This window comes from Janthinobacterium rivuli (assembly GCF_009208735.1).
In the GTDB taxonomy this organism is placed as follows: domain Bacteria; phylum Pseudomonadota; class Gammaproteobacteria; order Burkholderiales; family Burkholderiaceae_D; genus Janthinobacterium.
In genome coordinates this window covers 14,352-37,384 of sequence record NZ_WFLJ01000013.1, presented here as the reverse complement: position 1 = coordinate 37,384, position 23,033 = coordinate 14,352, and the positions used below count along the sequence as shown (strand labels likewise).

Genomic DNA, 23,033 nt, shown 5'->3' with positions numbered 1-23,033 from the left:
TCAAGGGTTTTTCTTCTAGCAGTGGGGCAGGAAGACGAACGACAAAGGCGCCTGCCTTTTTGAGCGGAATGCGCAGATTGCCAGGGTGCAACTTAGATGCCATTGCGGCCGACGATCACTAATCCCTGCCTCATCGTGTCCTTGCTTTGGCCGACCGTATTCATGAAAATCGAGTGCACCAGGCTAAGCCCTCCCCTTACACACAAATTCAACCTGCGTATCATTGAGCATGAAATCAACCTAGCTGGCCAATTTTAGCTTGGTATGGGTTATTTCATGGTCGCCTTTTTCATAAAAGAACATAAAAAATTAACCGTTCAACATTCATGTGCGTATCGCTGCTGGCACCATCGACCGGTACTGTAAATTCAATGTCCTTGCGGAAATAGATCGTCATGTGTCGCTCCCAGTCTCTGGTAACGCTCATGAACCAATTGATTAAAACAGCGCATGAATTCTCCCCCATCGTCACACGAAACGATCACATGCTTTTCCAGACGACCACATCGCGAGACGCGCCGCGTGTCAGCAATCACGCACGATGTGTGACTAAAGTTGCATATAACAAACGGCCGCCCCTCCATTGGTGCATCAAAATAAACTTGCGCAGCGGAGCGGGCATCGGCCATTTCGATGCCCTTGCGCCCGCTTTTCTCGATGACCGTATAGGTTGATCCGGCCGTCCGGCATGCTCGCAGCAACTGCCGGCTCTTCGCATTCAGTTCCATACGACCTCCCCTGCGGACCTTCCCAGCACCAGTTGTACGAGGCTAGCTCCGCTGACCAGCACCACTTTGCTTGTGGTCAGGTGGGGATACACGGCCGCGCCGCTGCGTCCGGTATGCAGGAACAGCCCCGCCCCAAAACCATGATGACAAATGGCCTCACCGAAGGCCGCCACGTGGTGGTGATTCACATGGCCGCCGTAGCGCTTCGACTGCACCGCGCACCAGCCATACCCAGGCAGCCACACCTTGCCGTCAATCCCACCATCCCCAGAGTACCTCGGGTTGCGCAGCACAAATAGCCCGGCGTCTTCCAGGGCCGAGAGAACGACCTCTTCGAACACCAGCGGATCCACGTTACGCAGATAGGCCAGGCACCGCGCCGCATATCCGTCCCCCCGGAACTGCCGCACAGCCCGCAACACCGCGCGCGATTGACCAATACGCCTGCGATGGTCAGGCAGCCGGCGCATGCGCATCGCATTGAACAACTGCGAAGCACATCGAACCAGCACGCCGCTCACGCCGCGCGAACGGGCCAGAACGGTTTCATAGCGCTCGCGCGGTGGACGCGGAGCGCGGACGGCGCCAGGTTTTCTATACTTGACGCTCTCACCGCCATCATCGCCGGCCACTGCGCGCTTGACCCACCGCGTACGCGAATCTCCCGACGACCAACGCTGCCAATGTCCCCGTTTCATGATGCCGCTCCCATTAATTTCACTTCGTCACTGCGCCGGCCCGCCGGCGAACCCAGATATGCATTGCTGATCTGCCTTCGATGATGGCCCAGCTGTTCGGCCACCTGCCGATAGGCATCCGCCATGACCTCACGATCGATTAACAGCTCACCGCCCCGTACCGGCGGCTGCACCTGCGTGATATCAAAGTACAGATCACCGGCGAACTGGTGCCGCAACCCATGTGGCGTAACACCTAGGTCATTCTTGGTCAGTCCGACTGAACGCACCACATTCGAAAACAGGTCCAGCGACTGTTTCAAGGACAGCCCAGGATGTCCGATATGCCCCCAGTCCTGCCGGGCGAGACAATGCGCCCGCGCCAGTGCTTGCCGCTGCTGAGGCGTGCGCACTGCCGCATAGCGCAGCCGGCCGCCCTTCGTCCCGCGCTTGATGCGCAAGAAACTGATGTAATGATCGGATCGAGGATGCTGCACCGGCAAGGCATACGCCGGTATCTCGGCGGCGCGCGGGCAGAACATCACAGCCTCCTTGCGGCGCAGGCCAAAGGCAATCATCATCGCCAGCTGCCCTCCCACGTGGCTGTCAACCGCATCGACGGCTGCGATGACCTCATCGACAGCAAGACCGTGGCTTTCCCACCCCTTGTCGATGAGCGCACCATATGATCGGCGCACCAGACGCGGCTCGCTCACATAGCTGACCGCGCTGCGCACCAGTCCCGGCTTGCCAATCCAGCTGGCGAAGACTCGGATAAAGCTCATTTGCTGTTGAATGTAAGCTGCGCTGCAGGGATATGCACGGCGCGGTATCGTCATCGGTATATCAAGCAACACATCCGCCGGTAACGGCTGCGCCGTCCAATACGCCATCAACGCGCGCACATGCCGCTCCGCCAGGTTTTCAGGTACTGGCTTGAATCCCAATTTGCGCAGTAACGCGAATATCCGGTACAAGCCCTGGCTGCGCGCCTCCCTGGTGCTATGCGAAACCCCTTTTCCTACGCTGGCATGCCGTTCATTAAATGCGTCCAGCAACGCGTCAAGCTGCTCCCTCCATTGCGTGTTATGAGACATGACTTCTCCCTCCTGATACTCAAGGATTGTCGAATTGGCATGCTGCACTGTCTGGCGCGCATGCCCCCGGTGTGGCCTTCAACTGGCATCGGCGCCTGGCCTGCTGCGCCGACGAGGGAGATATGTTCTATCTATTCCAACGCGCTGCCCCTATCTCAGCGTCGATGGCGGATTCTCTATTTGCCCGAAGGCGCGGTGTCTTAAAAATGCTCATGCGAATAACCAGCGAATTTCTCCTTCTGTGTTAGTCCCCGCGTCTTGCGCGAGCAGTGCGGCGCTTGCGCCACAAAGACATTTAGGTGCCCCGGCCACTCTCAATTGAACCAGGACCTTGCCCCCTCTTCCCTCACGGTCATCCCCTCAGCCCTACCACCAGGCCGCTTCGTGATTGCGCACTAACCAGGTTGATCGAAGCTTCTTCGGCAACGTCACAACAAGGCACCGCGATAGGCTCTTCGTACAGCAGGAAGATTGAATAGGTGATAAATCACTCTCCTGCGGTTCGCGGCCGCAGGCGATACATCGACACTACCAGGATCGTAAATTAGCGACGGAGCGCCGCAAGGCCCTCTCCGATTTGACAAGCGTCTCTTGACGAGAAATCACGCGCGAGCAGTTACCCCCGCAGGGGCAGCCCGACATACTTCTTCACTGACATACCACTCAATTCGACCGCAGGGCGCGGCCGATTAACTTCGCTTCGATAGACAGGTTACGACTGCAACGGCATACCACGCTTGCCAGCGCCACATTCGGAACGCGATGTTCCTGGAAGTGGGTCCAGACAGTCGTCACAGAATATGATCAGTTTTTTCGAATGTCAAGCCGATTTTCGGCACTGAAAATTTGTGATTGAGGTCGAATTTATTTGGTAATCGCATCTGGCGAGGATTTCTCCCTATGAAGAACGCCGCGCGGCCATTCCTCTGATTGTAAATGGTTTTGAACATGGGAACGGACTGAGCCAGGTACACAGATGCGCAATCAAAATACGTCCGCGGTGCGGCGCAATTCCAGCGCAGATGCGATGCGATCTCCTGCCAGCATGTACCACTATAGCCGCGCCACAGCGCGACTCCAGTCGGTCCCCAGCACGTCTGGAATCGTACTTGCTACAAATTCTGCTAAAAAAGCAGGGCTTTTCCCATGGAATATGTACCACCCCACTATTACTGTTGATCACTTGCAGCAATCAGGAGGACGAAGTGGAACCCATCGTGCGAGCCGTGGACATTGGCCGGGGAAATACCAAATTCATTGCAGGGGTCAGCGATGGTGATGTGCGCTGCGCGATGTTCCCGTCGCAGGCCCACCCATGTGAAACGGTCTATGAGCAGGAGGCCTGGGGAATGAAACGTCGGACCGTCTGCGTTCCGGTCGACGATCTGAACTATGAGGTCGGGCCGGATGCTCACCTGGCCTCCGACATCTTCAATGCCAATGTATTGCAGCATGACAGCTACAGTGCAACGCCTGAATATCTGGCTTTGTTACTGGGTGCACTGCATTACATGCGTCTCGACCGGATCGATCTACTGGTACTTGGTCTCCCGGTGGCCACGTATAAGCTCAAGAAACAGGTGGCGGCGTTGGAGCGCCGCGTGACCGGTGAACACATCCTGGCGGAAGGCAGAAAAATCACGATCGCGCGCGTCAAAGCAATTGCGCAGCCATCCGGGGCCCTGATGTACTGCGGGCTGACCCATGGGCGCCTTGCTCAGATGCGCAAGGAACGCAATCTGATCATCGATCCGGGTCGGCGGACGTTTGACTGGCTTGTGACGCAAGGCATGCAGCAAATTGACAAGCGCAGCCATTCGGTACCGCGTGGCATGTTTGATGTGCTCCACACGATCATCGAAGGCATCAGCCGAGCCACCGGCTCTCACTACCGCGAATACGACGCGATCGATTTGGCGCTGCGAACGGGAAAAAAGCCGGTCATCTTTCAAAAAGAATACGACATTGCTCAACACCTGCCACTCGCGCAGAAGATCCCGGAGCAGGCTGTCGCCGAAATGCTGCACTACGTGGGCGACGCTGCCGACATCAAAAATATTATTCTGGTCGGCGGTGGCGCCTTCTTCTATCGCAAAGCATTGAAAACCGCATTCCCGCATCACGAGCTGCAGGAACTGAAGGATCCGATCTTTGCCAACGTTAAAGGTTTTCAGTATGCCGGCACGGAGCTAGCCAAGCAGGCCGATACTTCATCAGCTCGGACAGATGGGACCGACCGGCTAAACATGGCGCCTTAAACCATGGGCACACCTCTTACCATCCGCTTAAGCGTAGAACTGGAACGCGCGGACAACCCTCCCCTGTATGACGATCTCGTCAAGTTCCCAAAAGGGCCACGCCGCGTGAATCGCCTACGCACACTGGCCTATGCCGGACTGGTAGTACAGCAATGCGGACAAACCACATCAGTCATGGAGGCGCAGTGGATTACCAAGCCAAGTACTGGACCAAACACGCCGGGGCAGGATGCCGTCGTCGCCTTGGCATCGATGGAGCTTTTTGGCCCGTCAAGAAGCGAATAGGAGTCGAACATGGAAAACGAAGAGCTACCTCGACTCAGTGCTAGCCAACTGGCCGAAATGGGGTACTGCGAACGCAAGATCGTTCTGGCCGACAGGTTTGGCCCACGCTGTTCGCCCACGCGCGAACAGGCACGAGCCTATGGAGAGCTGCAGCACGTGAAATTCTTCATCGAAACGTTGGAGGTGAATGCCGTGCCGTTAGGGGCCACAAGTTTGCGAGAACAGTCGTCCATCCAAGCCAACGCATCATCGCAACGAACGACCAAACGCCCAAAATGGTTATACAGGATGCTACCAAGATGGCTAGCGGGGATGCATAAGACGAACTGCCAAGTAGCGCAATCTGTCCGAGCAAGGTTTGTAAAATTATGCGATCGACTGTACCGGTCGCGACGGAAAAAAGTGGAGACGAGGCGTCGTCGGCGTCTTCACCTTGTATCTCGTACCACCGAAAAAAGATGAGCATGTCGACTTTTCTATCGGCGCTTTTGCATATAGGTGGGGTACTTCTGCTGCTCTGTCTGGTACGGGGAGTAAGAAGACATGCGATGTCTCGAACGCGACCGTGCTGGTTCCCGGAGGAACTACGATACGCCAGCCTGGCTTACGCAGAACAAACCTTTACGCTTGACTCCCCCATTAAACTGATCGCGCGTGTTGATCGAGTCTATCGCCACAAAGGAAGACTCACATTGATGGAATACAAAATTCGACGTGTGGAGCGTGTTTTCATGTCCGACGTGATCGAACTCTCAGTCCAAAAGATGATTCTGGAATTGGCAAACGGAGCCAAGGTGAACAATTATGGATTTGTCGTTGTGGAGCGCCCCGACAAATCAGGCCGCAAAGCGATCAAGGTTTTCTTGTTAGGAATTGATCAAATCAAAGCGCTCTATCTCCGGCGCTTAAGAATATTATCCGACGCTTCATCCGCTTGTTTTTCGGAATCAGCATCCCACTGTCATCATTGCGAATACATACAGGAATGCGAAAACTTGAAATAGCAACAACCAACATAAAACTTCGTTACGCCACAAAATAACAATAGACAAATTTTTTGAAAATTACATTTTAACACCCTCCTAAACCTAATCATATTACTGTGCATACGATACTCATCGCTTTTTTATGTTGTCACACATTACTAGCCAAGCTGGATACGCGAACCCCCACATCGTAAATACCCACATGAGGAAAGTAAGGAACCAATGCCTCCCGAAATATGGAAAAGTGACTGCATGCCACACCCACGCTGCAGTCCCGACAAAAACAATAAACAAAAAAACCAGGACGGATACAAACGTCTTCATCGTGACCTCCTATAAGTTTCACTCAATAAATACATAGTTTAAAAAAAATCTCGCCGGTATAAATGCAACTCTCTTAACAATCTAAATTTCTCTAATTTTCATGAATCCCTTTTAGACATAGGCACTTCAGAAGAGTTCCAAAATTCTCAAAAAATATTAGCATCAATGAATTCAATTGCGATGTCACAATACCCCACCTATTCAGCGAAGACTTAATTTCCTGAACAACACCCCAATGAATTTCCCTGAAATATTTTAAAAGGTATCGCACCATGATGACAAAAAATATTCAATACGCCATATAAAACGTCTTCCATATAAAAATTGATACTTCGCAATAACATTTACAATGATTGCCGCTAAAATATCTGGCAATACAAAGGCGACGGAAGAATCATGAACTTCTTTGACGGCGAGCCCATCGCTCTGGCGGCTCTCATTGCCAACGATATGCAAGGTGAGCGGCAGCTGCCCCTACACTTTCCGTATCGCGACGGCCCGAAAGTACAATGAGGCGTTGCTTGAAATGCTGGAATATTTCAAATGTCTGGAAAAAAACCGTCTCCTACCATAGAGGGAAGCATGGAATTCAATATTGAAATTTACAGAAATGTGGGGCCGATTTTTTTGGGATGAACCAACAGCAGGTCATTCAAGTACTAGGGCATGTTGAGCGAACAAATAATTCCGATCCAGACATTGTAAAAATACACTGTCCGCCCTATTCTCTCCTGGCACATATCCGACGAGACACTGATCAGCTTTGTGAGGTCGGATTCGGGCACCGCGCATCCAATGTGATGCTCGATGGAATCCATTTCTTCGAACATCCCCCTGTTCAGGTTATTCAGAACCTCTTGGCGCGGGATTCGACGGCCAAGGCTGGCTCCGGCTCTATCGCTTTTCCAGTGCTTGGCATCTCTTTGACAGGATTTCAGACTGGCGATGACAACGCAAGAACCATGACGGCTTTTGTAGAAGGTTATTGGGACAGCGTTTTTCCAGGAATGGCCCCCTTTAAAATGTAAGGCACGACAGCATGGCAATTGATCCCTCTTCCACGTGCGGCATGTCATGACAACGTATCGCTTGTGCGTGATGCAATATTACTAACCATTCTTTCTGACAAGCGTTCAATCGCACTGCGATGGATCAATGAACTCAAAAATTTACCGGTATCTGACCTTGATCCAGGTCCTGACTTTCTCCAAGGGATCGCGTATTGTGAACTCGGTGACCCGGACCGGGCGTTTGAACACTTCCAATGCTCGTTTACGATGTCCAAGGTATATATTTTTTAGATGAAGATCCCAAATATCTGGCGTTTTATAGAGAACACGCAGCAAACGGAAAAATGCATGGACTTACCTTCCAATGTAAGCAAGCAGATCGATTTGCTATCAGAAATGGGCAATGACTTGGCCGATCAAGGCGAATTCACCCAAGCAGCGGAGAGATGGACGCAGGCCCTTGAACTGCTCCCTGCACCGCAGGCTGAATGGGAAGCGTACACCTGGCTGAAAGCCTCGATTGGAGATGCGCTATACCATCTTGCTGATTTTTCTGCGGCGCGCGAAGTATTGTTCGATGCGCTGAATGGTCCTGACGGCCAAGAGAACCCGTTTGTGCATTATCGCCTCGGGCAGGCGGAACTGGCCTTGAAAAATGAAGAGGCTGGCATCGCGGAGTTGCTCAAGGCGTACATGCTCGACGGTGAGGAGATCTTTACCGAGGAAGAGGATGGGCACATCTTTTTTCAGAAACTTCGGGATGCCGGGCTGGCCAGCCAACAAACATAGTGGACTGTATCGAGGTGCCAAATGCGTAAAATGATCATGATCATGATCATGATCGTCGTCGTCATCCTGCTCGCGAGTATCGCAGGATTGTTGGCGATGGACAGATACGACAAGCATGTGGAGAAACAAAGGCAAAAAGCGTTCGACGAGAAGTTTTTGAAATAGTAAATCGGCGCGATGTGGGATGCAGCCATGATCGATGAACTTCCGCCAGATCAGTTCCATACCATCGTTGAGAATGACATGGATCGAGCGCGTCTACTGTGCAGAACATCCGTCCCAAGGAAATTGGAATGTCTATCATCAGATTCAAGCCCGTAAAGGGAAGCACACGGTTCGCACATCAGCAAGTCGAAATCGACGACAAGATTGTGGGAGAGGTATGGCGTGAACAGTCCCGCGTTATCGTCAGCAAGCTCTCCCAGCCTTTGCGCCAAGAAATGAGGTGGCGGTGGTTCGGCAAGGGAGAAGATGATACGAAGATTTTTGGACGCGATCGTCAAGGGCTTGTCGGCCTAGGCTTCACATCGAAGGATAAAGTTGTTGATGCGTTATTGACTGCTAGTGCTTCTAACGCAAGATGACTGAATATCGGATCTAGCGAGTACCGGTACTCTGAATCACCACGCAAATAGCCACCGGCTGCTAGGTCCCTGGTTCTTGGCCAATGAGAACTTGATGGATCGTCAAAGCGGCCTGGGTGTCCTGCGAAGCACCTGATATGCGATCTCGTAGCTGTTTGATCCAACGACAAAATCGGGGCTGACCACCCCTGCCCTACAGAGAACCTCGCGCGCTCAAGAAAAAGCTGCTTGGACATCGGCGGGCCATCTAGGCTCCTTCGTGCCATCGCAACTGTTAGTTTTAACAATTCAAGAAATTCATGGACCTTGCAGTTTTTGACGCCCTCAGCATATACTGTGTTTATGTACAGTAGTTTTGAGAACGATCAACAACCTCTAGCCAGACGCCATGCTTTCACCTTCCCTTCAACGCACCAGCTCTACCGCATTGGCTAACAGCCCCATGCTGCGTGACGTCTGGCGCGCAAGTGAATTGAGCCGAGGAACAACCAGCACGGTTACTACCGGTCATAGCATCTTGGATCGTGAGCTTCCTGGCAACGGTTGGCCACTATCGACCTTCACGGAGTTGCTAGTTCAGCAAGCAGGTATCGGGGAAATGCACTTATTGCGGCCAATGCTGGCACAACTGTCGCAACATCGCCGGATCGCCCTGGTGCAGCCGCCGTACTTGCCCAACTCCGCCGCCTGCAAATTCATGGACCTGAGCTGCCCAAACCTGCTCTGGATACGTGCGCCCAGCACCGCCGATGCTCTCTGGTCCACCGAGCAGATCCTGCGCAATGGCAGTTGCGGTGCGGTATTGTTGTGGCAGACGAATATCCGCGACGAAGCATTGCGGCGCCTCAATCTGGCGGCGCAGACAACCGAAACGTTCTTCTGGCTGGTCCGGCCGATGAGCGCAGCGGCCGATGCCTCACCGGCGCCATTGCGCCTGGCTTTGCGCCCCGCCGCAGGTGGCATTTCCACTCACATCATTAAACGGCGTGGCCCACATCATGAGGCGCCACTCTTTATTCCGCTGGCTGACATGCCGGCACGTCAACGATTTTTGGACGATCAAAATGCGGTTCTGGTTCAGCGTACACCTCCCACTGTTGCCTCTCGAATGCCTCAGGCCGCGCTGGTGTGAACCGGGGCCCTATGCGGTGGTCGAGAAGGGCCGCATCATTGCGGTCTCGCAGCATGCCTATGCCGAAGGGATACGTATCGGTATGCGCCTTGGCGGCGTGGCGGCTGTCTCGCCGGATACCGTCATCCTAGAGCGCAGCCTTGAGCGCGAACTGATCATGAGCAATGCCGTCGCGCTCGCCCTCCTCCAGTTCACCCCGGAAGTGGCGCATGCCGGCGACTTCAGCCTGCTGCTGGATGTGACCGCCAGCTTGCGCCTATTTAACGGGCGAGCCGCCATCAGCCGGCGCATTCGCGCTGCCCTGCAAGCCCTTGGGGTGACCTCGCAGCTCGGCACGGCGCCGACGGCCATGGGGGCCTGGCTGCTGTCGCGCTGGCAGCCGGCAAAACGCCAGATCATTTTGCGGCGCACGGTGCACATGCGCTCTCTGGAGCGCCAGCTCGACCGCATGCCCTGCGCCTATCTGCCCAGCACGGCGAACCACCTCGAATGGCTAACAGACATTGGGGCAGATCATCTGGCGGCGCTACGGCGCCTGCCCCGCCCTGGCATTCAACGCAGGATGAACAAGCAAGTGCTCGATGAGCTCGACCGTGCCTATGGGCTTGCTCCTGAACTGTTTGAATGGATCGCTATTCCCGAGGTGTTTTCGGCGCGCATCGAAACATTTGACCGGATCGAACACGCCGATGCCCTGCTGGACGGCGCCACTGGCCTGCTACAGCAATTTGTCGGATGGCTGGTCGCGCGTCAGCAGGCCGTGAGTGTTTTTGTTCTGCTGCTGGAGCACGAGCGCGGCAAGACTGCGATCCCGCCCACGCCGATCGAGATCGGATTGGCAGAGCCGACCTGGCGCGATGAACATCTGATTCGGCTACTGAAGGAGCGCCTGGCGCGCACGGAACTGGTTGCCCCGGTCATCGCCCTGCGCCTGGAAGCGCGCCTGCTGACCGCGATGGCGCCACCGACGCAAGATCTGTTTCCAGAACCAGGCGGCAACCCAGCCGACTACAAACGTCTGCTGGAATTACTCAGTGCCCGTCTTGGCAGCGACAACGTCCTCTGCCCTGTCGAGCATCACGACCATCGGCCGGAGGAAAGCAATGCCTGGGCTGCCGCCACCGGAAAACACAAGGCGGCCAGCTCCGAGGACGAGGCTTTTGAGCGCCCGTTCTGGCTGCTACCTAAACCCATCCCGCTGCTGCTGCGCGGCGAACGTCCCTTCTATGGTTCCCCCCTAAAAATGCTCAAGGGGCCGGAACGCATTGAGGCCGGCTGGTGGAACGATCAAATCGCGGCCCGCGACTATTACATCGCGCAAGGAAGCGATGCGACCTGCTACTGGATCTACCTGGAGCGCGTCGTTGACGGCCGCTGGTATCTGCACGGGATGTTCGGCTGATCATGGACCAGCCGCCAGTTTCCACCCTGCCGGACTATGCCGAGCTGCAGTGCATGAGTCATTACTCCTTTCTGCACGGCGCCTCTCCGCCCGATCAATTGGTGGCGCGCGCGGCGCAGCTGGGCTACCAGGCCGTCGCCATGGCCGACGAATGTTCCCTGGCCGGCGTGGTCAAGGCGCATGTGGCCGCGCGGGAGTGGAACATTCATCTCATCATTGGCAGCCAGATGAGGGTGACACCGGAGGACGGCACCCCGCCCTTCACTGTGCTGGTCCTGGCCATGGATCGCGACGGCTACGGCAACCTGAGCGAACTCATTACCGCTGCGCGCACGCGCGCCGACAAGGGAAGTTACCTGGTGTGGCCGCGCGACATCGCCAACCCCACCGCCCATCTCGCCCACTTAAAAGGGCTGCCGGGCTGCCAGCTCATCCTGTGCCCCAAATATAACGCCCCCTATGAAGAGATCGAGCGGCAAGCCGAATGGCTGGTGCGCAGCGCACCGGGCCGCGCGCGCGTCGCTTTGACGTTGCACCACCGTGCCCAAGATGACCGGCACCGCGCGATGGTCGAAGCCATCGGCGCCGAATTCAGCCTGCCGGTGGTGGCCACCGGCGACGTCGTCATGCATCTGCGCTCGATGAAAATCATCCAGGACACCATGACCGCGATTCGTCTGAATACGCCGGTGGCGCAGTGCGGCTATCAGCTGGCGTCGAATGCCGAAGCGCATCTGCGCTCGCGTCTACGGCTGGGCAATCTGTATCCGCGCGAAGCCCTGGATGAAACCCTTCGGGTGGCCCAGCGCTGCACTTTTTCGCTCGATGAGCTGCGCTATGAATATCCAGGCGAGATTGTGCCAGAGGGACAGACCCCGGCCAGCTACCTGCGCGAGCAGGCGTATATCGGGGCACACTGGCGCTACCCGCACGCCATTCCGGACAACGTGCAGGCCCAGCTGGAATATGAGCTGGAACTGATCGGCGACATGCAATATGAACCTTATTTTTTGACGGTATTCGACATCGTGCGCTTCGCCCGCTCGCAAAAAATCCTCTGCCAGGGGCGCGGATCGGCCGCGAATTCGGCTGTGTGCTACTGCCTCGGCATCACCGAAGTCGATCCCTCGCGCGGCACCCTGCTCTTCGAGCGCTTTATCTCGCGCGAGCGCGATGAGCCGCCCGACATCGATGTCGACTTCGAGCACCAGCGCCGCGAGGAGGTGATTCAATACATCTATCGCAAGTATGGCCGCATGCGGGCCGCCCTGACCGCTGTCATCATTTCCTACCGTCCGCGCAGTGTCTTGCGCGATGTGGGGCGCGCGCTGGGCGTGGATTTATCCGTGGTCGACAAGGTGGCCAAGGCCTCGCATAGCTGGGGTGGGCGGGCCGACCTGCAGCAGCGCCTTATTACCTGTGGACTCGATCCGCACTCCCCCATCGCCGAGAAATGGGCGGCGATTGCCGAGCGCCTGATGCGTTTTCCGCGTCATCTTTCCCAACATCCGGGCGGTTTCGTCATTTCGCGCGGCCCCCTCTCCCGCCTGGTGCCGATTGAAAACGCGGCCATGCCGGAGCGTACCGTGATTCAATGGGACAAGGATGACATCGATGAACTGGGCCTCCTAAAAATCGACATCTTGGCGCTCGGCATGCTGTCGTGCATCGCCCGCACCCTGACGTTGATCTCGGAGCAGCGTGGAGAGCGTTTTGAACTGGGCGATATTCCCCATGAGGATGCCGCCACCTACCAGATGATCTCTCAAGCGGACACCGTCGGCGTGTTTCAGATCGAATCGCGGGCGCAGATGTCGATGCTGCCGCGCATGCAGCCGCGCGAGTTCTATGACCTCGTCATCGAGGTGGCGATCATCCGGCCAGGGCCCATCCAGGGCGGCATGATCAATCCGTACCTGCGCCGGCGCCAGGGCCTGGAAGCAGTGACATATCCGAGTCCCGAGATCGAAGCCGTGCTGCGGCGCACGCTCGGGGTGCCCATCTTTCAGGAGCAGGTCATGTCGATCGCCATGACAGCAGCCGGTTTTACGGCCGGTGAAGCCGACCGCCTGCGCCGCGCCATGGCTGCATGGAAAAGAAAGGGGGGCCTGGAACAGTTCGAAGACCAGCTCATGAGCGGCATGGCCGAGCGCGGCTACAGCACCGAGTTTGCCACGTCGATTGTTGGCCAGATACGCGGCTTTGCCGAATATGGTTTTCCGGAATCCCATGCGCATAGCTTTGCCCTGCTGGCCTATGCCAGCAGCTGGCTCAAGTGCCATCATCCTGCCGAGTTCCTGGCCGCCCTGCTCAACAGCCAGCCCATGGGTTTTTACAGCCGCTCCTCGCTGGTGCAAGATGCGCGCCGGCATGACGTCAAGGTAAGACCCGTCGATGTCTGTACGAGCGGATGGGAAGCATCCCTGGAGCCAATGGCGGACGGCAAACTGGCGGTACGCCTTGGTTTAAATAATATCAACGGGATGGTGAAAGAGGCGGCCTGGCGGATTGAGGAAGCCCGCGCTGCAGCACCATTTAAGAATACACGCGATGTTGCCATGCGCGCGCAACTCGATGCGGGGGATATGAAGGCGCTGGCATCGGCCAATGCCCTGGTAACGCTGACAGGCAACCGGCGCATGGCCATGTGGGATGCCGCGGCGAGCGTGCCGGAGCGGGATTTGATGCGCGCGACGACCATTGCCGAACCCGTGCTGGAGCTGGCGCCACCGACGGAAGCCGATGACATCTTGGCGGACTACCGTCATGTCGGCCTGACGCTGGGCCGTCATCCACTCGCTCTCCTGCGCGAGCGCCTCAATAAAATGCGCTTTGTGCCGTCGGATATCCTGAACACCTTCAGCGATGGCCAGCTGGCCAGGGGCTGCGGCATCGTCACGGTAAGACAGCGACCGGAAACGGCCAAGGGGGTGATCTTCCTCACCCTGGAAGACGAATTTGGCACCATCAATATTATTGTCTGGCCCACGCTGGTGGAAAAGCAACGCGCGGAACTGATGAATGCCTCACTCCTGGGGGTGTACGGAATCTGGCAATCGAAGAGCGGTGTGCGCAACCTGATTGCCAAGCGGCTCGTCGATTGCTCGCATCTGCTTGGACAGCTTGACACGAAGAGCAGGAATTTTCATTAGAGAAGCATCCGGCCCACTTCCAACATTAACTCGCTACGATCAGGCTTCGTCAACTATTTTAGATGTCGGGCCATTGGTTTTGCAGAAGGCAATGCGATTGCTTCGCCCCGCAGAAGATGCATACATTTGGCTGTTGCCAATGATCTCGCCGTTGCCAGCTTTAAGAACGAAGTATGGTTGATCCGCTTTCGACGTCAGACGAACATACCTGCGCCGGGTGCGAAAGGGTTTCTTACGGGGTCCATGCAACCTTCATTGATAGGAAATTCTAGTAGAGTATAAGCTCCTCACGTTATACATGTTTATATTTTAGTAGATTTTATTAGACTTCTATCCTTGTAGAAAGTTCCAGCGGGCTTCTTTTTTCCACCGGTACGGATTAGCCTTATTCGGCCATAAACGATGGCGAAAATGTCATATCCGACTGATGCAGCCGCAGTGAGCTTGTGTTGCAGGTTCACGTTTTGGAGGTTGATAACGATGATGTCTTCAACGTCTACATGGTTTACAGGGTCGTGAACCGCTCGCGATGCTGTTTTTCTAAGATGACTCGGAACAGCCTACTGTTTAGATGGTGACGGGGTTGCTGATTGTGGCGTCTCTTGGTCTTCCCCGTCCATAATGGACTGTGTCCGACGTTGATGCGGCCCAGGAAACCGCGCAGACCGGCTGCTTCTACGCTCTATAGCGGCACCTTTGGCTACGACAGCCTGGTCCATCTTTTTGCTGAGAGCGCTCTTTGATATCTGGGATTTCGTACTGTGGCAATGGCGTTGCCGTCACGATTGGCGCGGCATGGCACTTGGCGGCACTGCAACAAAAAAGACGTTTGCCCGGACCCGCTTGATGAATCGCGACCGTCAGGCTTGACCTAATGACCTCACGATGATGTATGTCAAACCTTGGTCTAACAGTAATCATCCATTAAAAGGTATTGCGACTTCGCAATACCTTTCTTGCTGTGCCCGTTAAAGTCGTTGCTAATTCAATGCAAAGGCAACGGGACAGCAATGAACTTCTTTGACGGCGACACCATCGCACTGGAGGCCCTGGCCGATGGCATGCAAAGTGAACGCCTGTTGCGCCTGCGCTTCCCGGAGGGAGATGCACCCGCCAGCACCTTGCTAGCCAACAGCCTCGACGCCAGCGAAAGCCTTTCGCGCGACTTTTCCTATGTGGTGGAAGTGCTGTCCGATAATGCCAGCATCGCGCTCGACAACGTGATGGGCAAGATGGTGACCATCGAACTGGTGCGTGAAGACGGTACCTTGCGCTACTTCAATGGTTACGTGTTCGAGTTCCGTTTCCTTCGCACGGACGGCGGTTTCGCATTTTATGAAATGGTGCTGGAACCGTGGCTGTCGCACCTGCACTTGCGGCAAAACAATGTCGCCTTCCACGGCTTGACGGTGGCAGCGCTGACGGACAAGGTCTTCGATGACTACCTGATGCGCGACTACAAGCTGGCCGCCAGCGGCCTGGACCCCGCCATCACCTACACGTGCCAGCACAACGAGAGCGACCACAACCTGCTGCACCGGCATTGGGAACAGCTGGGCTGGCACTACCGCTACGAACACCGCCTTGACGGCCACACCTTGTGGCTGGACGACGACAGCACTACCGGCAAGCCCATCGATGGAGAATCGAACGCCATGCCCTTCCAGCACCAAGCCGGTTCCCTGGAGGACGATGGCGTGCATCAATGGAGCGCGGTGCGGCGCATGGCGCCAAGCCAGATGACGGTGGCCAGTTTCAACTTCAAGAATCCGCGCAGCGCCCGCGCCAGCCGCGACTCGTTGAACCGGCAAGGCGCCGTGCCGTCTCTGGAAGTGTATGAAAACACGGGCAGTTATGGTTTTAAAAACCTCGACGATGGAGAGCTGCTGGCGCAGCGCCGCATGGAGGAGCGCGATGCCCAGAGCCAGCTGTTCGAGGCGCAGGGCAACGACCGCACGGCGCAACCAGGACGCTGGTTCACCCTGAGCGGTCATTTCGACACAGCTTTGACCATCCCACGCAAGCCTGCTACCGAGTACCTGATCCTCTCAGTGCGCCACCGAGCCAGCAATAACTACCAGCAAGGCAACCACGCCACTTCCCACTACAGCAACACGTTTACCTGCATCGAGCGCGCCATCCCCTGGCGCCCCGGCCGCAATTTCTACAGCCGCGAGCCGAAGATCTATGGCGTGCAGACGGCCACCGTCGTCGGCCCGCCTGGCGAGGAAATCCACACGGACGGTTACGGACGGGTAAAAGTGCAATTCCACTGGGACCGCCTGGGCACCTTCGACGACAAGAGTTCGCCGTGGATACGGGTGATATCGACCTGGGCCGGCCCGAATTTCGGCCACATCAGCCTGCCCAGGGTGGGCATGGAAGTGGCCGTGCAATTTCTCGATGGGAACGTCGCCATGCCCCTCATCATCGGCTGCGTCTACAACGCGCGCAACATGCCGCCGTGGGAGCTGCCGGCCAACAAGACGCAGAGCGGCATGCTGAGCCGGTCCTCAAAAAAAGGTTCCGCCGTGCACGCCAATGCCCTGCGTTTCGAGGACCGCAAGGACGCGGAAGAACTGTGGCTGCATGCGGAAAAGGACCAGCGCATCGAAGTCGAGCATGACGAGTCGCACTGGGTCGGCAACGACCGCCGCAAAACCGTCGACCGCGATGAAACCGTCCACGTCAAGCGCGACCGCACGGAAACGGTGGGCCACGATGAAGACATCACCGTACATAACAACAGGACGGAGCGGGTCGATCAGCATGAGACGGTCAGTATTGGTGGCAATCGCAGCAAGACTGTGTTCAAGAACGAAAAGGACCACATCCAGAAGAACTGGTCTGTCCGGGTCAACAAGACCAAGACCGAAACCATCGACATGGCTTACATGCAGAACGTGGGCATGGCGCGTCTGGAAAACGTTGGGCTCGGCTACAGCCTGAACATCGGTCTGGGCATGCACACAGTCATCGGCGTGAATCAAACCACCCGCGTAGGTAAAAAGATTTACATCAGCGCAGGCGATGAACTCGGTATTACCGTCGGCAAGGCGACACTGCTCATGAAATCGGATGGTTCGATCTTCCTGAATGGCTCCCAGATCAGTATCGAGGCGAGCGGGCCACTCCAGATCCTTGGTCATGACGTGGATGTCAACTAAAACAGGTCCGTCATGGAATTTCGCAACCTGACCCCTTTCCCGGCCATTTCCTTCGAAGCGCTCGATCAGCGCGATATCCGGTTCCATACGGTGGTGATGCGTATCACCTTCAATGTACAGCCGGACGGAACGCTGGCGTTCGCAGAAGAGCAAACGCCGCTGCTTGCCAGCGACCTGTATTACGGCGAGCCCAATCTTTCGAGCGTGCGCCAGGAGTCAGACTTCGCGCCGTACAAGCCCTTCACTGATGTGCTCGTCAATGCGCATGCCCATGTACCAGGAGGCCATGCATTGGAACAGTTCCTGACCGGGATCGAAATTAAACGCGCCTCCATCGTCCCGAATCTGCCGCCGCGGCCGCATGGCATGAATCAGTTTACGCCGCCGTCTGCTGCTCAACTTTCCGCATGGGCTAAACAATGCAAGGTCGCGCAGCAGCAGGCGCAGTCAGAAGCTGTAGTCCTGTCTAAAATCCTGCTGGTCAGCGGACCGCGTCTCTGGCGGTACCGGCCCCGCCTGCTGCGAACTTTGACCGCTTTCTCGCTGCACGCGTGGGATCTATCGCGTGCGCGGCCAATCATGGCCCTACCGCTGCGTTATGAGGTCAGTTACGGCGGTGAAAACAAGGTGGCCGCCGACAGTGCTCATGCGAGGCGGGTACCGAAGCAGCATCGCCTGCCTGCGAAGGACTCTGGTGCGTCAGAGGCTCACACCGTCATCGCGCATAGTGTGCACGTCGGCAATCCGGTTGGCATCGGCTGGATCGAACCCTGGTACCTCAAGACTGTGCGCTGCAAACGCATTAGCGCGCCGCAGCTGACTTACCCGCAAGACCAGGTTCACGCCCACGAACCTGTGCATCGCTGCCGGCCGGCCGGTTTTGGTGTGGTGGGTCGCGCCTGGCAGCCACGATTGGCTTTCGCTGGCACCTATGAACAGCAATGGCTCGATGAGCGCCATCCGTATCTGCCGGCAGATTTCGATTTTCGCTATTGGAACGGTGCACCCGAGGACCAGCAGGTACATCCCCACTTGGCAGGCGACGAAACGGTCACCTTGTTCAACATGTGCCCACCAAAAACGCCGGGCGCGATACACGATGCCAATGGCAATACGCATCTCACTTTTAGGTTGCCGGGCCATTTGCCGTTCGTGCTGGTGCGTTTTGCCGATGGCCAGCTTGGCGAACTGGCGGCCGATCTCGATACCTTGACGATTGAGGCAGAGTCGGCGCCCTCCTCATCTGAGTTTGCCGTGCAGGTTGTCTGTATCTGGCGCGCGACGGTGGCGTCTACGCCCGCAGTACGGGTATTGGAAGCCCGCATGATTTCAAACCGCGATGTCGTGTCCATGCGCGCTGCATCGACTGGCGCGACAAATATATCAATCCCAGTTCACTGAGGAAACCATCATGCCTACAGGTGCACGCAAAAATAGCATCTTCATGGTCGTCAGCCTGGTGCCTGACGTGTGTAAAACTCCGATGGGATCAAGCATGGTCCCAGTTCCCTACCCTATCGTCGGTGATCTGGGCAACAGCGTGGAGGTGGCCAGGAACGTCCGTTTCAATGGCAACCCGGTGTTCCTGCTCAACGACAGTGTCGTGACCACCGTCACCGGCAATGAAGCGGGCACGGGTGGCGGCATGAAGTCGGGCGTCAACAAGGGCAAAGTACGCGCTACAAGCAGTTCGCAGTCGGTGCGCGTGGAGAAAAAGTTCGTCGTGCGGCATGGCGACGAATGCGAAATGAACCTGGCGAGCTGATTGTATGCGCTGCCTCATGTCCATGTCAGAGGTACAGCTGGCGACGCAATTCTTGTCTCTGGACCGTTGCAAATCGGTCAGCGATGGTGGGAAGGCACCAAAATGACGACCAAGGGCCAGTTTATCGAAAAGGCAGCCGCTTCAGCGACGTCTTTTGGCGTCGATGCAATCGGAGCCAATCCACCGACGGGTCCGGAAACGCCGGAAGAGGAGTCGGCTTGGCAACAGGCCAGCCCTTGGGTGCATGGCATCCTGGGTGTCGCGAGCTTTATTCCCGGACTGTCGATCGTTACCGGTGCCGCCGATGCCGCGATCTATGCAGCAGAAGGCAATTATGTCGAAGCTGGTTTATCGGTGGCCAGTATGGTCCCGGGTGGCAAGGTGGTCACCACAGCCGGCAAGGTTGCCAAACGCGCAGTTGGCCTTGCGCAAAATGCAGGTACTGTGGCAAAGGTCACCAAGGGCGTGCATGAAACCAGGGAGATGGCCAAGGCCGCCAGCCGGCTACAAAAGAGCGCGCCGCTGAAAAAAACCGAGTCTGCAGTAAATTCACGGCGCGCGGCAGGCAAAGCCACGCCAGGCAAAGCGAAGAAAAATACGACGGTAAAAGGTCGAAAAAAGCTCAAGTGTGGCGAGCAGGGTTCGTATGCGGATTTAAAAACCAAAACGGGAGGAGGCAAATTCCACCGCGACCACATTCCCTCCAAAGCGGCCTTGAAGCAACGCGCGGAGAAGCTAAAAAATGGCGCAGAATTGACTGTAGCGCAACAAAAAGCAATTGAAGAATGGGGCAATTCGATTGCCGTGCCGCGCCAGGCGCATATCGATATCAGCCCCACCTATGGAACAAAAAATATAAAATTAGCACCACTAGACGCTGACGATCTGGCCGCTGCTGCGCAACGCGATGTCGATGCCATGCTGAAAGAAATTGATGAGTATGACGCTGATGGCGGCTGTAAGAAGGCGTACAAAAAAGCTGCCAAGCACATTTTGAAAATGACCAATCAAGATTTTGATGATGCCTTAAGAAAAATCTTGAACACTGTTAAATGAGGACGACATGGACCGCATCGATCATATTTCTCTTTTGGGTCAATACTATGGAGAGGGCCCGTTGGCCGCAGCCTTGGAATGTTGGGGTTTAAAACAACACCCTCGAATTCCCCGAGATGAACTCAAAACGTCAATTGCTTTACCTGAGATGGGAATTGAACTTACCTTTACAGATGAACGTGCCCTAGATGTTCAATTCAGATCCTATCCAGACGGTGCACTTGTCTTGACCAATATCTTCTTCCATGCCATGAAAACGGATCAGCATGGGGCGTATGAAGGCGATCTTCCCTTGAACCTTTCCTTTAGTTTTGATAAAACAGAACTGATATCATGCCTTGGCGAGCCGGACATCGTGGGCTTGGACGGAACGCTGATGCGGTTTGATCGGCCGCAATATTTCGTCTCTGTGCAAACGGATGATTCCGGGCACATCGCGATTGTGGGTGTCCAGGCGGCCAGAAAGGCGACCCTCAAAGGGACAGTATCCTAACAATCTCCGGCGCCTGAAGGAAAATGGGTACCCAATCGTGGATCGCTTGACACCATGATGATCGATTAATCGGAAATGGAAGTTATGACAATGGACGCCACATTGATTGCTGGTCTGTTTGGTCAAGAAGTGCATGCTCCTCAGGTGCGTGCGCTATTCGATCAGTTAAATACCTTACGCCGGCCGGTCACAGATGGGACAGAAGACTCTGCGTTTTACGACTGGGTACTCGTGCGGCGCCACGGCCTCGAGCTCGGATTTGTTGACTCAAATTACCATGCGGGCGCCGCAAAAAGTACTTGGGGACACGGTGAACCACTATTGGTCCAAGCGTATTTCTACTCGGCACACGACGATATTGCCGGATTTGAAGGGACGCTACCTTACGCCGTGACATTCACCGATAGCCGACCCCAAGTACGCAAGAAACTGCAGAAATTCGATGCAAAGCGACGTTCTTATTTGAACGATACATGGGACATCGATGCGCTGACATTGAACGTCATGTATAGCGAGACCGAGGACAAGATTGATCGCATCGCCTGGTACTTGCCTGCGCGTCCGCTGCAGTTGCCGGCAGCGTCAGACACACCTTCGCTCGATTCTGTTGTTGCGTCACTTGGCGAACCCGTGGATTCGCCAGTATTTCGGACAGTGTGGTCGCGCTATATTGGTGCCGCTCAGTGGAAGTCTGCTGTCGACGAAGGGATAATTGACCTCGCGGAAAAGGTAGGGATCACGATAGGGATAAGTGTTAGTCAACCTACTTCGGTGTGCCGCTCGATCACTTTCCACAGCAATCGAGACAGCGATGCGGTTGAGTGGCCAGGCACCTTGCCGATGCAGCTGTTGTTCGGCGACAGCCCTGAAATTTTGTTCCTGAAGATAAAAGACTCTCCAGCGCAGCACGCAGATTCTTCACTGACGGGGTACGCCGTGTGGCATTTCCCAGATTACACGTTACATGTGCTGTACAGCAATGTCCTCAATAGGATACTGCGGGTTAAATTGATTTCTCCTGGCTGTTGGAAGTGTGTTGACGAGAGCTAATGCTTGAGCGATTACGTGGCAAAGAGTGGACTCCCACCAGTTCACTAGACAAATTTTGACCTCACCTAATGCTAGAGCGATTACACGACAATCATTGGTCAGAAAGACAGCCGAGTCTGGCAAGTTGGCTAAAGAGGCAGACAAGGCGGCCGATTCAGGAAAACCGAGCGGGCAAGACGAGAAAAATACGCCCCTCAGGAGCAGAAAAAAGACCATGTGATCATCTGTGCCAGGTTCATGGAACCGGCCCCTATCGTAGCGGCGCCCATAGCAAGCCAAGCAATGACGGCAAGTATTCTCACCACATGCTGCCTGACGTGGTCAGTCCATTAAAGCACAAAGACGGGCCGGCCATACAAATGGACCCGCTTGATCATGCAAATACGTCAAGCAATGGGAACAAGGGGGTTCGAGGCGCCAAGTATAGGGCTGACATCGAGCGGCTTCTACAAAGTAGAAAATGGCGAGAAGCAATGTTGAAGGAAGTCCAAGATGTCCGACGGATTGCGCGGAATAACAAGAACCCGAGAAAGTACAATGAGGCGATGCTAGAAATGTTGGAATATTTTAAGTGTCTGGAAAAAAATAAGCTGCTGCCATAGGGGGAACAATGAATTTCGATATCGACATATACAGAAGCGTTGGCCCGCTCACCTTTGGCATGGGGCAGCACGAAGTTACCGCAGTTTTGGGAGTGATTGATCAAACTGTCCTCGCTGACGACGCCATTGTGGAGCTGTACTGCACGCGTTTTGACCTCTTGGCGCAAGTGCGAAGTGATACAGACCAGCTCTGTGAAGTTGGTTTTGGGCATCGTGCGACTAATGTTTGCCTCGGAGCGATTTACTTCTTTGAACAGAGCGCTCAACAGGTTATTGCCGAACTTTGCAAGCTTGATTCGACAGCTAAAACAGGATTTGGATCAATCGTTTTTCCGCTGCTTGGCATCTCCTTGACTGGATTTTTAAAGGGAGGTGATGATGCGCGCACAATGACGGCTTTTGCAAAAGGTCATTGGGATAGCATGCTGCCAGAGATGAAGTCCTTTGTTCTAAGCAAGTCAAAATCTATGCGATAG

Annotated in this window: 20 protein-coding genes; 16 read left to right on the top strand and 4 right to left on the bottom strand. The window is 55.5% G+C overall.

From position 1 onward, the window contains the following. Positions 1 to 368 precede the first annotated feature (368 nt). Genes GCN78_RS18200 through GCN78_RS18190 form a run of 3 tightly spaced genes read right to left on the bottom strand, consistent with a single transcriptional unit; the run spans position 369 to position 2,502 of the window. Positions 369 to 728, bottom strand: coding sequence for a hypothetical protein (locus GCN78_RS18200; RefSeq protein ID WP_152252948.1), 360 nt, complete (start codon positions 726 to 728; stop codon positions 369 to 371). Beyond that, on the bottom strand, positions 719 to 1,426 hold the full coding sequence (locus GCN78_RS18195; RefSeq protein ID WP_152252947.1) for a restriction endonuclease: 708 nt from the start codon (positions 1,424 to 1,426) through the stop codon (positions 719 to 721). Before GCN78_RS18195 ends, GCN78_RS18200 begins: the two co-directional genes overlap by 10 nt. Continuing rightward, positions 1,423 to 2,502, bottom strand: a complete 1,080-nt coding sequence (locus GCN78_RS18190; RefSeq protein WP_152252946.1) for an integrase domain-containing protein — start codon at positions 2,500 to 2,502, stop codon at positions 1,423 to 1,425. Before GCN78_RS18190 ends, GCN78_RS18195 begins: the two co-directional genes overlap by 4 nt. Before the next feature lie 1,109 nt (positions 2,503 to 3,611). Between GCN78_RS18190 and GCN78_RS18185 the strand changes: the two genes are divergently transcribed. The 9 genes from GCN78_RS18185 (at position 3,612) to GCN78_RS18145 (ending at position 14,424) form a co-directional block, all read left to right on the top strand. Then, positions 3,612 to 4,760: a PRTRC system protein D gene (locus GCN78_RS18185; protein WP_226939703.1), complete on the top strand. Its 1,149-nt coding sequence runs from the start codon at positions 3,612 to 3,614 to the stop codon at positions 4,758 to 4,760. A 743-nt stretch (positions 4,761 to 5,503) separates the two neighbouring features. Then, positions 5,504 to 6,049 carry a PD-(D/E)XK nuclease family protein gene (locus GCN78_RS18175; protein WP_226939702.1) on the top strand — a complete coding sequence of 182 codons (546 nt, stop codon included), beginning with the start codon at positions 5,504 to 5,506 and terminating at the stop codon, positions 6,047 to 6,049. A gap of 938 nt (positions 6,050 to 6,987) precedes the next feature. Further along, positions 6,988 to 7,383 (top strand): hypothetical protein, encoded by a 396-nt coding sequence (locus GCN78_RS18170; protein ID WP_152252943.1) that lies wholly within the window; start codon positions 6,988 to 6,990, stop codon positions 7,381 to 7,383. 330 nt (positions 7,384 to 7,713) lie between these two features. Then, on the top strand, positions 7,714 to 8,154 hold the full coding sequence (locus GCN78_RS18165) for a tetratricopeptide repeat protein (protein WP_152252942.1): 441 nt from the start codon (positions 7,714 to 7,716) through the stop codon (positions 8,152 to 8,154). A 42-nt stretch (positions 8,155 to 8,196) separates the two neighbouring features. Next, on the top strand, positions 8,197 to 8,319 hold the full coding sequence (locus GCN78_RS29905) for a hypothetical protein (protein ID WP_264372691.1): 123 nt from the start codon (positions 8,197 to 8,199) through the stop codon (positions 8,317 to 8,319). A 128-nt stretch (positions 8,320 to 8,447) separates the two neighbouring features. Then, complete coding sequence (locus tag GCN78_RS18160) at positions 8,448 to 8,738, top strand: hypothetical protein (protein ID WP_152252941.1); 291 nt, start codon at positions 8,448 to 8,450, stop codon at positions 8,736 to 8,738. Positions 8,739 to 9,180: 442 nt separating this feature from the next. Continuing rightward, on the top strand, positions 9,181 to 9,870 hold the full coding sequence (gene imuA, locus GCN78_RS18155) for a translesion DNA synthesis-associated protein ImuA (protein ID WP_226939701.1): 690 nt from the start codon (positions 9,181 to 9,183) through the stop codon (positions 9,868 to 9,870). Between the two features lie 16 nt (positions 9,871 to 9,886). Beyond that, on the top strand, positions 9,887 to 11,272 hold the full coding sequence (locus tag GCN78_RS18150) for a Y-family DNA polymerase (RefSeq protein WP_319633140.1): 1,386 nt from the start codon (positions 9,887 to 9,889) through the stop codon (positions 11,270 to 11,272). Positions 11,273 to 11,274: 2 nt separating this feature from the next. After that, complete coding sequence (locus tag GCN78_RS18145; protein ID WP_152252938.1) at positions 11,275 to 14,424, top strand: error-prone DNA polymerase; 3,150 nt, start codon at positions 11,275 to 11,277, stop codon at positions 14,422 to 14,424. Between the two features lie 39 nt (positions 14,425 to 14,463). Here GCN78_RS18145 and GCN78_RS18140 read toward each other — a convergent pair whose 3' ends face one another. Then, positions 14,464 to 14,673 (bottom strand): YegP family protein, encoded by a 210-nt coding sequence (locus GCN78_RS18140; RefSeq protein ID WP_152252937.1) that lies wholly within the window; start codon positions 14,671 to 14,673, stop codon positions 14,464 to 14,466. 761 nt (positions 14,674 to 15,434) lie between these two features. Between GCN78_RS18140 and GCN78_RS18135 the strand changes: the two genes are divergently transcribed. The 7 genes from GCN78_RS18135 to GCN78_RS18105 all read left to right on the top strand — a co-directional run bounded on the left by GCN78_RS18135 (position 15,435) and on the right by GCN78_RS18105 (position 23,033). Further along, positions 15,435 to 17,591 carry a type VI secretion system Vgr family protein gene (locus GCN78_RS18135; RefSeq protein ID WP_152252936.1) on the top strand — a complete coding sequence of 719 codons (2,157 nt, stop codon included), beginning with the start codon at positions 15,435 to 15,437 and terminating at the stop codon, positions 17,589 to 17,591. A 12-nt stretch (positions 17,592 to 17,603) separates the two neighbouring features. Further along, positions 17,604 to 18,992 (top strand): DUF2169 family type VI secretion system accessory protein, encoded by a 1,389-nt coding sequence (locus GCN78_RS18130; RefSeq protein WP_152252935.1) that lies wholly within the window; start codon positions 17,604 to 17,606, stop codon positions 18,990 to 18,992. Then, positions 18,931 to 19,356, top strand: coding sequence for a DUF4150 domain-containing protein (locus tag GCN78_RS18125; RefSeq protein ID WP_319633139.1), 426 nt, complete (start codon positions 18,931 to 18,933; stop codon positions 19,354 to 19,356). Before GCN78_RS18130 ends, GCN78_RS18125 begins: the two co-directional genes overlap by 62 nt. 102 nt (positions 19,357 to 19,458) lie before the next feature. Then, positions 19,459 to 20,412: a hypothetical protein gene (locus tag GCN78_RS29385; protein ID WP_193316775.1), complete on the top strand. Its 954-nt coding sequence runs from the start codon at positions 19,459 to 19,461 to the stop codon at positions 20,410 to 20,412. A 7-nt stretch (positions 20,413 to 20,419) separates the two neighbouring features. Next, entirely contained in the window at positions 20,420 to 20,905 is a 486-nt protein-coding gene (locus GCN78_RS18115; protein WP_152252933.1) for a hypothetical protein, read from the top strand. Positions 20,906 to 20,989: 84 nt separating this feature from the next. Further along, positions 20,990 to 21,955 carry a hypothetical protein gene (locus GCN78_RS18110; RefSeq protein WP_226939700.1) on the top strand — a complete coding sequence of 322 codons (966 nt, stop codon included), beginning with the start codon at positions 20,990 to 20,992 and terminating at the stop codon, positions 21,953 to 21,955. 610 nt (positions 21,956 to 22,565) lie between these two features. Beyond that, positions 22,566 to 23,033 (top strand): hypothetical protein, encoded by a 468-nt coding sequence (locus tag GCN78_RS18105; RefSeq protein ID WP_152252931.1) that lies wholly within the window; start codon positions 22,566 to 22,568, stop codon positions 23,031 to 23,033.

Coding starts and splice junctions, on each gene's coding strand:
- GCN78_RS18115 (WP_152252933.1), top strand. CDS start 20,420: ATGGACCGCATCGATCATATTTCTCTTTTGGGTCAATACTATGGAGAG.
- GCN78_RS18145 (WP_152252938.1), top strand. CDS start 11,275: ATGGACCAGCCGCCAGTTTCCACCCTGCCGGACTATGCCGAGCTGCAG.
- GCN78_RS18105 (WP_152252931.1), top strand. CDS start 22,566: ATGAATTTCGATATCGACATATACAGAAGCGTTGGCCCGCTCACCTTT.
- GCN78_RS18135 (WP_152252936.1), top strand. CDS start 15,435: ATGAACTTCTTTGACGGCGACACCATCGCACTGGAGGCCCTGGCCGAT.
- GCN78_RS18110 (WP_226939700.1), top strand. CDS start 20,990: ATGACAATGGACGCCACATTGATTGCTGGTCTGTTTGGTCAAGAAGTG.
- GCN78_RS29905 (WP_264372691.1), top strand. CDS start 8,197: ATGATCATGATCGTCGTCGTCATCCTGCTCGCGAGTATCGCAGGATTG.
- GCN78_RS18195 (WP_152252947.1), bottom strand. CDS start 1,426: ATGAAACGGGGACATTGGCAGCGTTGGTCGTCGGGAGATTCGCGTACG.
- GCN78_RS18170 (WP_152252943.1), top strand. CDS start 6,988: ATGAACCAACAGCAGGTCATTCAAGTACTAGGGCATGTTGAGCGAACA.
- GCN78_RS18200 (WP_152252948.1), bottom strand. CDS start 728: ATGGAACTGAATGCGAAGAGCCGGCAGTTGCTGCGAGCATGCCGGACG.
- GCN78_RS18125 (WP_319633139.1), top strand. CDS start 18,931: ATGTCGTGTCCATGCGCGCTGCATCGACTGGCGCGACAAATATATCAA.
- GCN78_RS18130 (WP_152252935.1), top strand. CDS start 17,604: ATGGAATTTCGCAACCTGACCCCTTTCCCGGCCATTTCCTTCGAAGCG.
- GCN78_RS29385 (WP_193316775.1), top strand. CDS start 19,459: ATGACGACCAAGGGCCAGTTTATCGAAAAGGCAGCCGCTTCAGCGACG.
- GCN78_RS18165 (WP_152252942.1), top strand. CDS start 7,714: ATGGACTTACCTTCCAATGTAAGCAAGCAGATCGATTTGCTATCAGAA.
- GCN78_RS18175 (WP_226939702.1), top strand. CDS start 5,504: ATGAGCATGTCGACTTTTCTATCGGCGCTTTTGCATATAGGTGGGGTA.
- imuA (WP_226939701.1), top strand. CDS start 9,181: ATGCTGCGTGACGTCTGGCGCGCAAGTGAATTGAGCCGAGGAACAACC.
- GCN78_RS18190 (WP_152252946.1), bottom strand. CDS start 2,502: ATGTCTCATAACACGCAATGGAGGGAGCAGCTTGACGCGTTGCTGGAC.
- GCN78_RS18160 (WP_152252941.1), top strand. CDS start 8,448: ATGTCTATCATCAGATTCAAGCCCGTAAAGGGAAGCACACGGTTCGCA.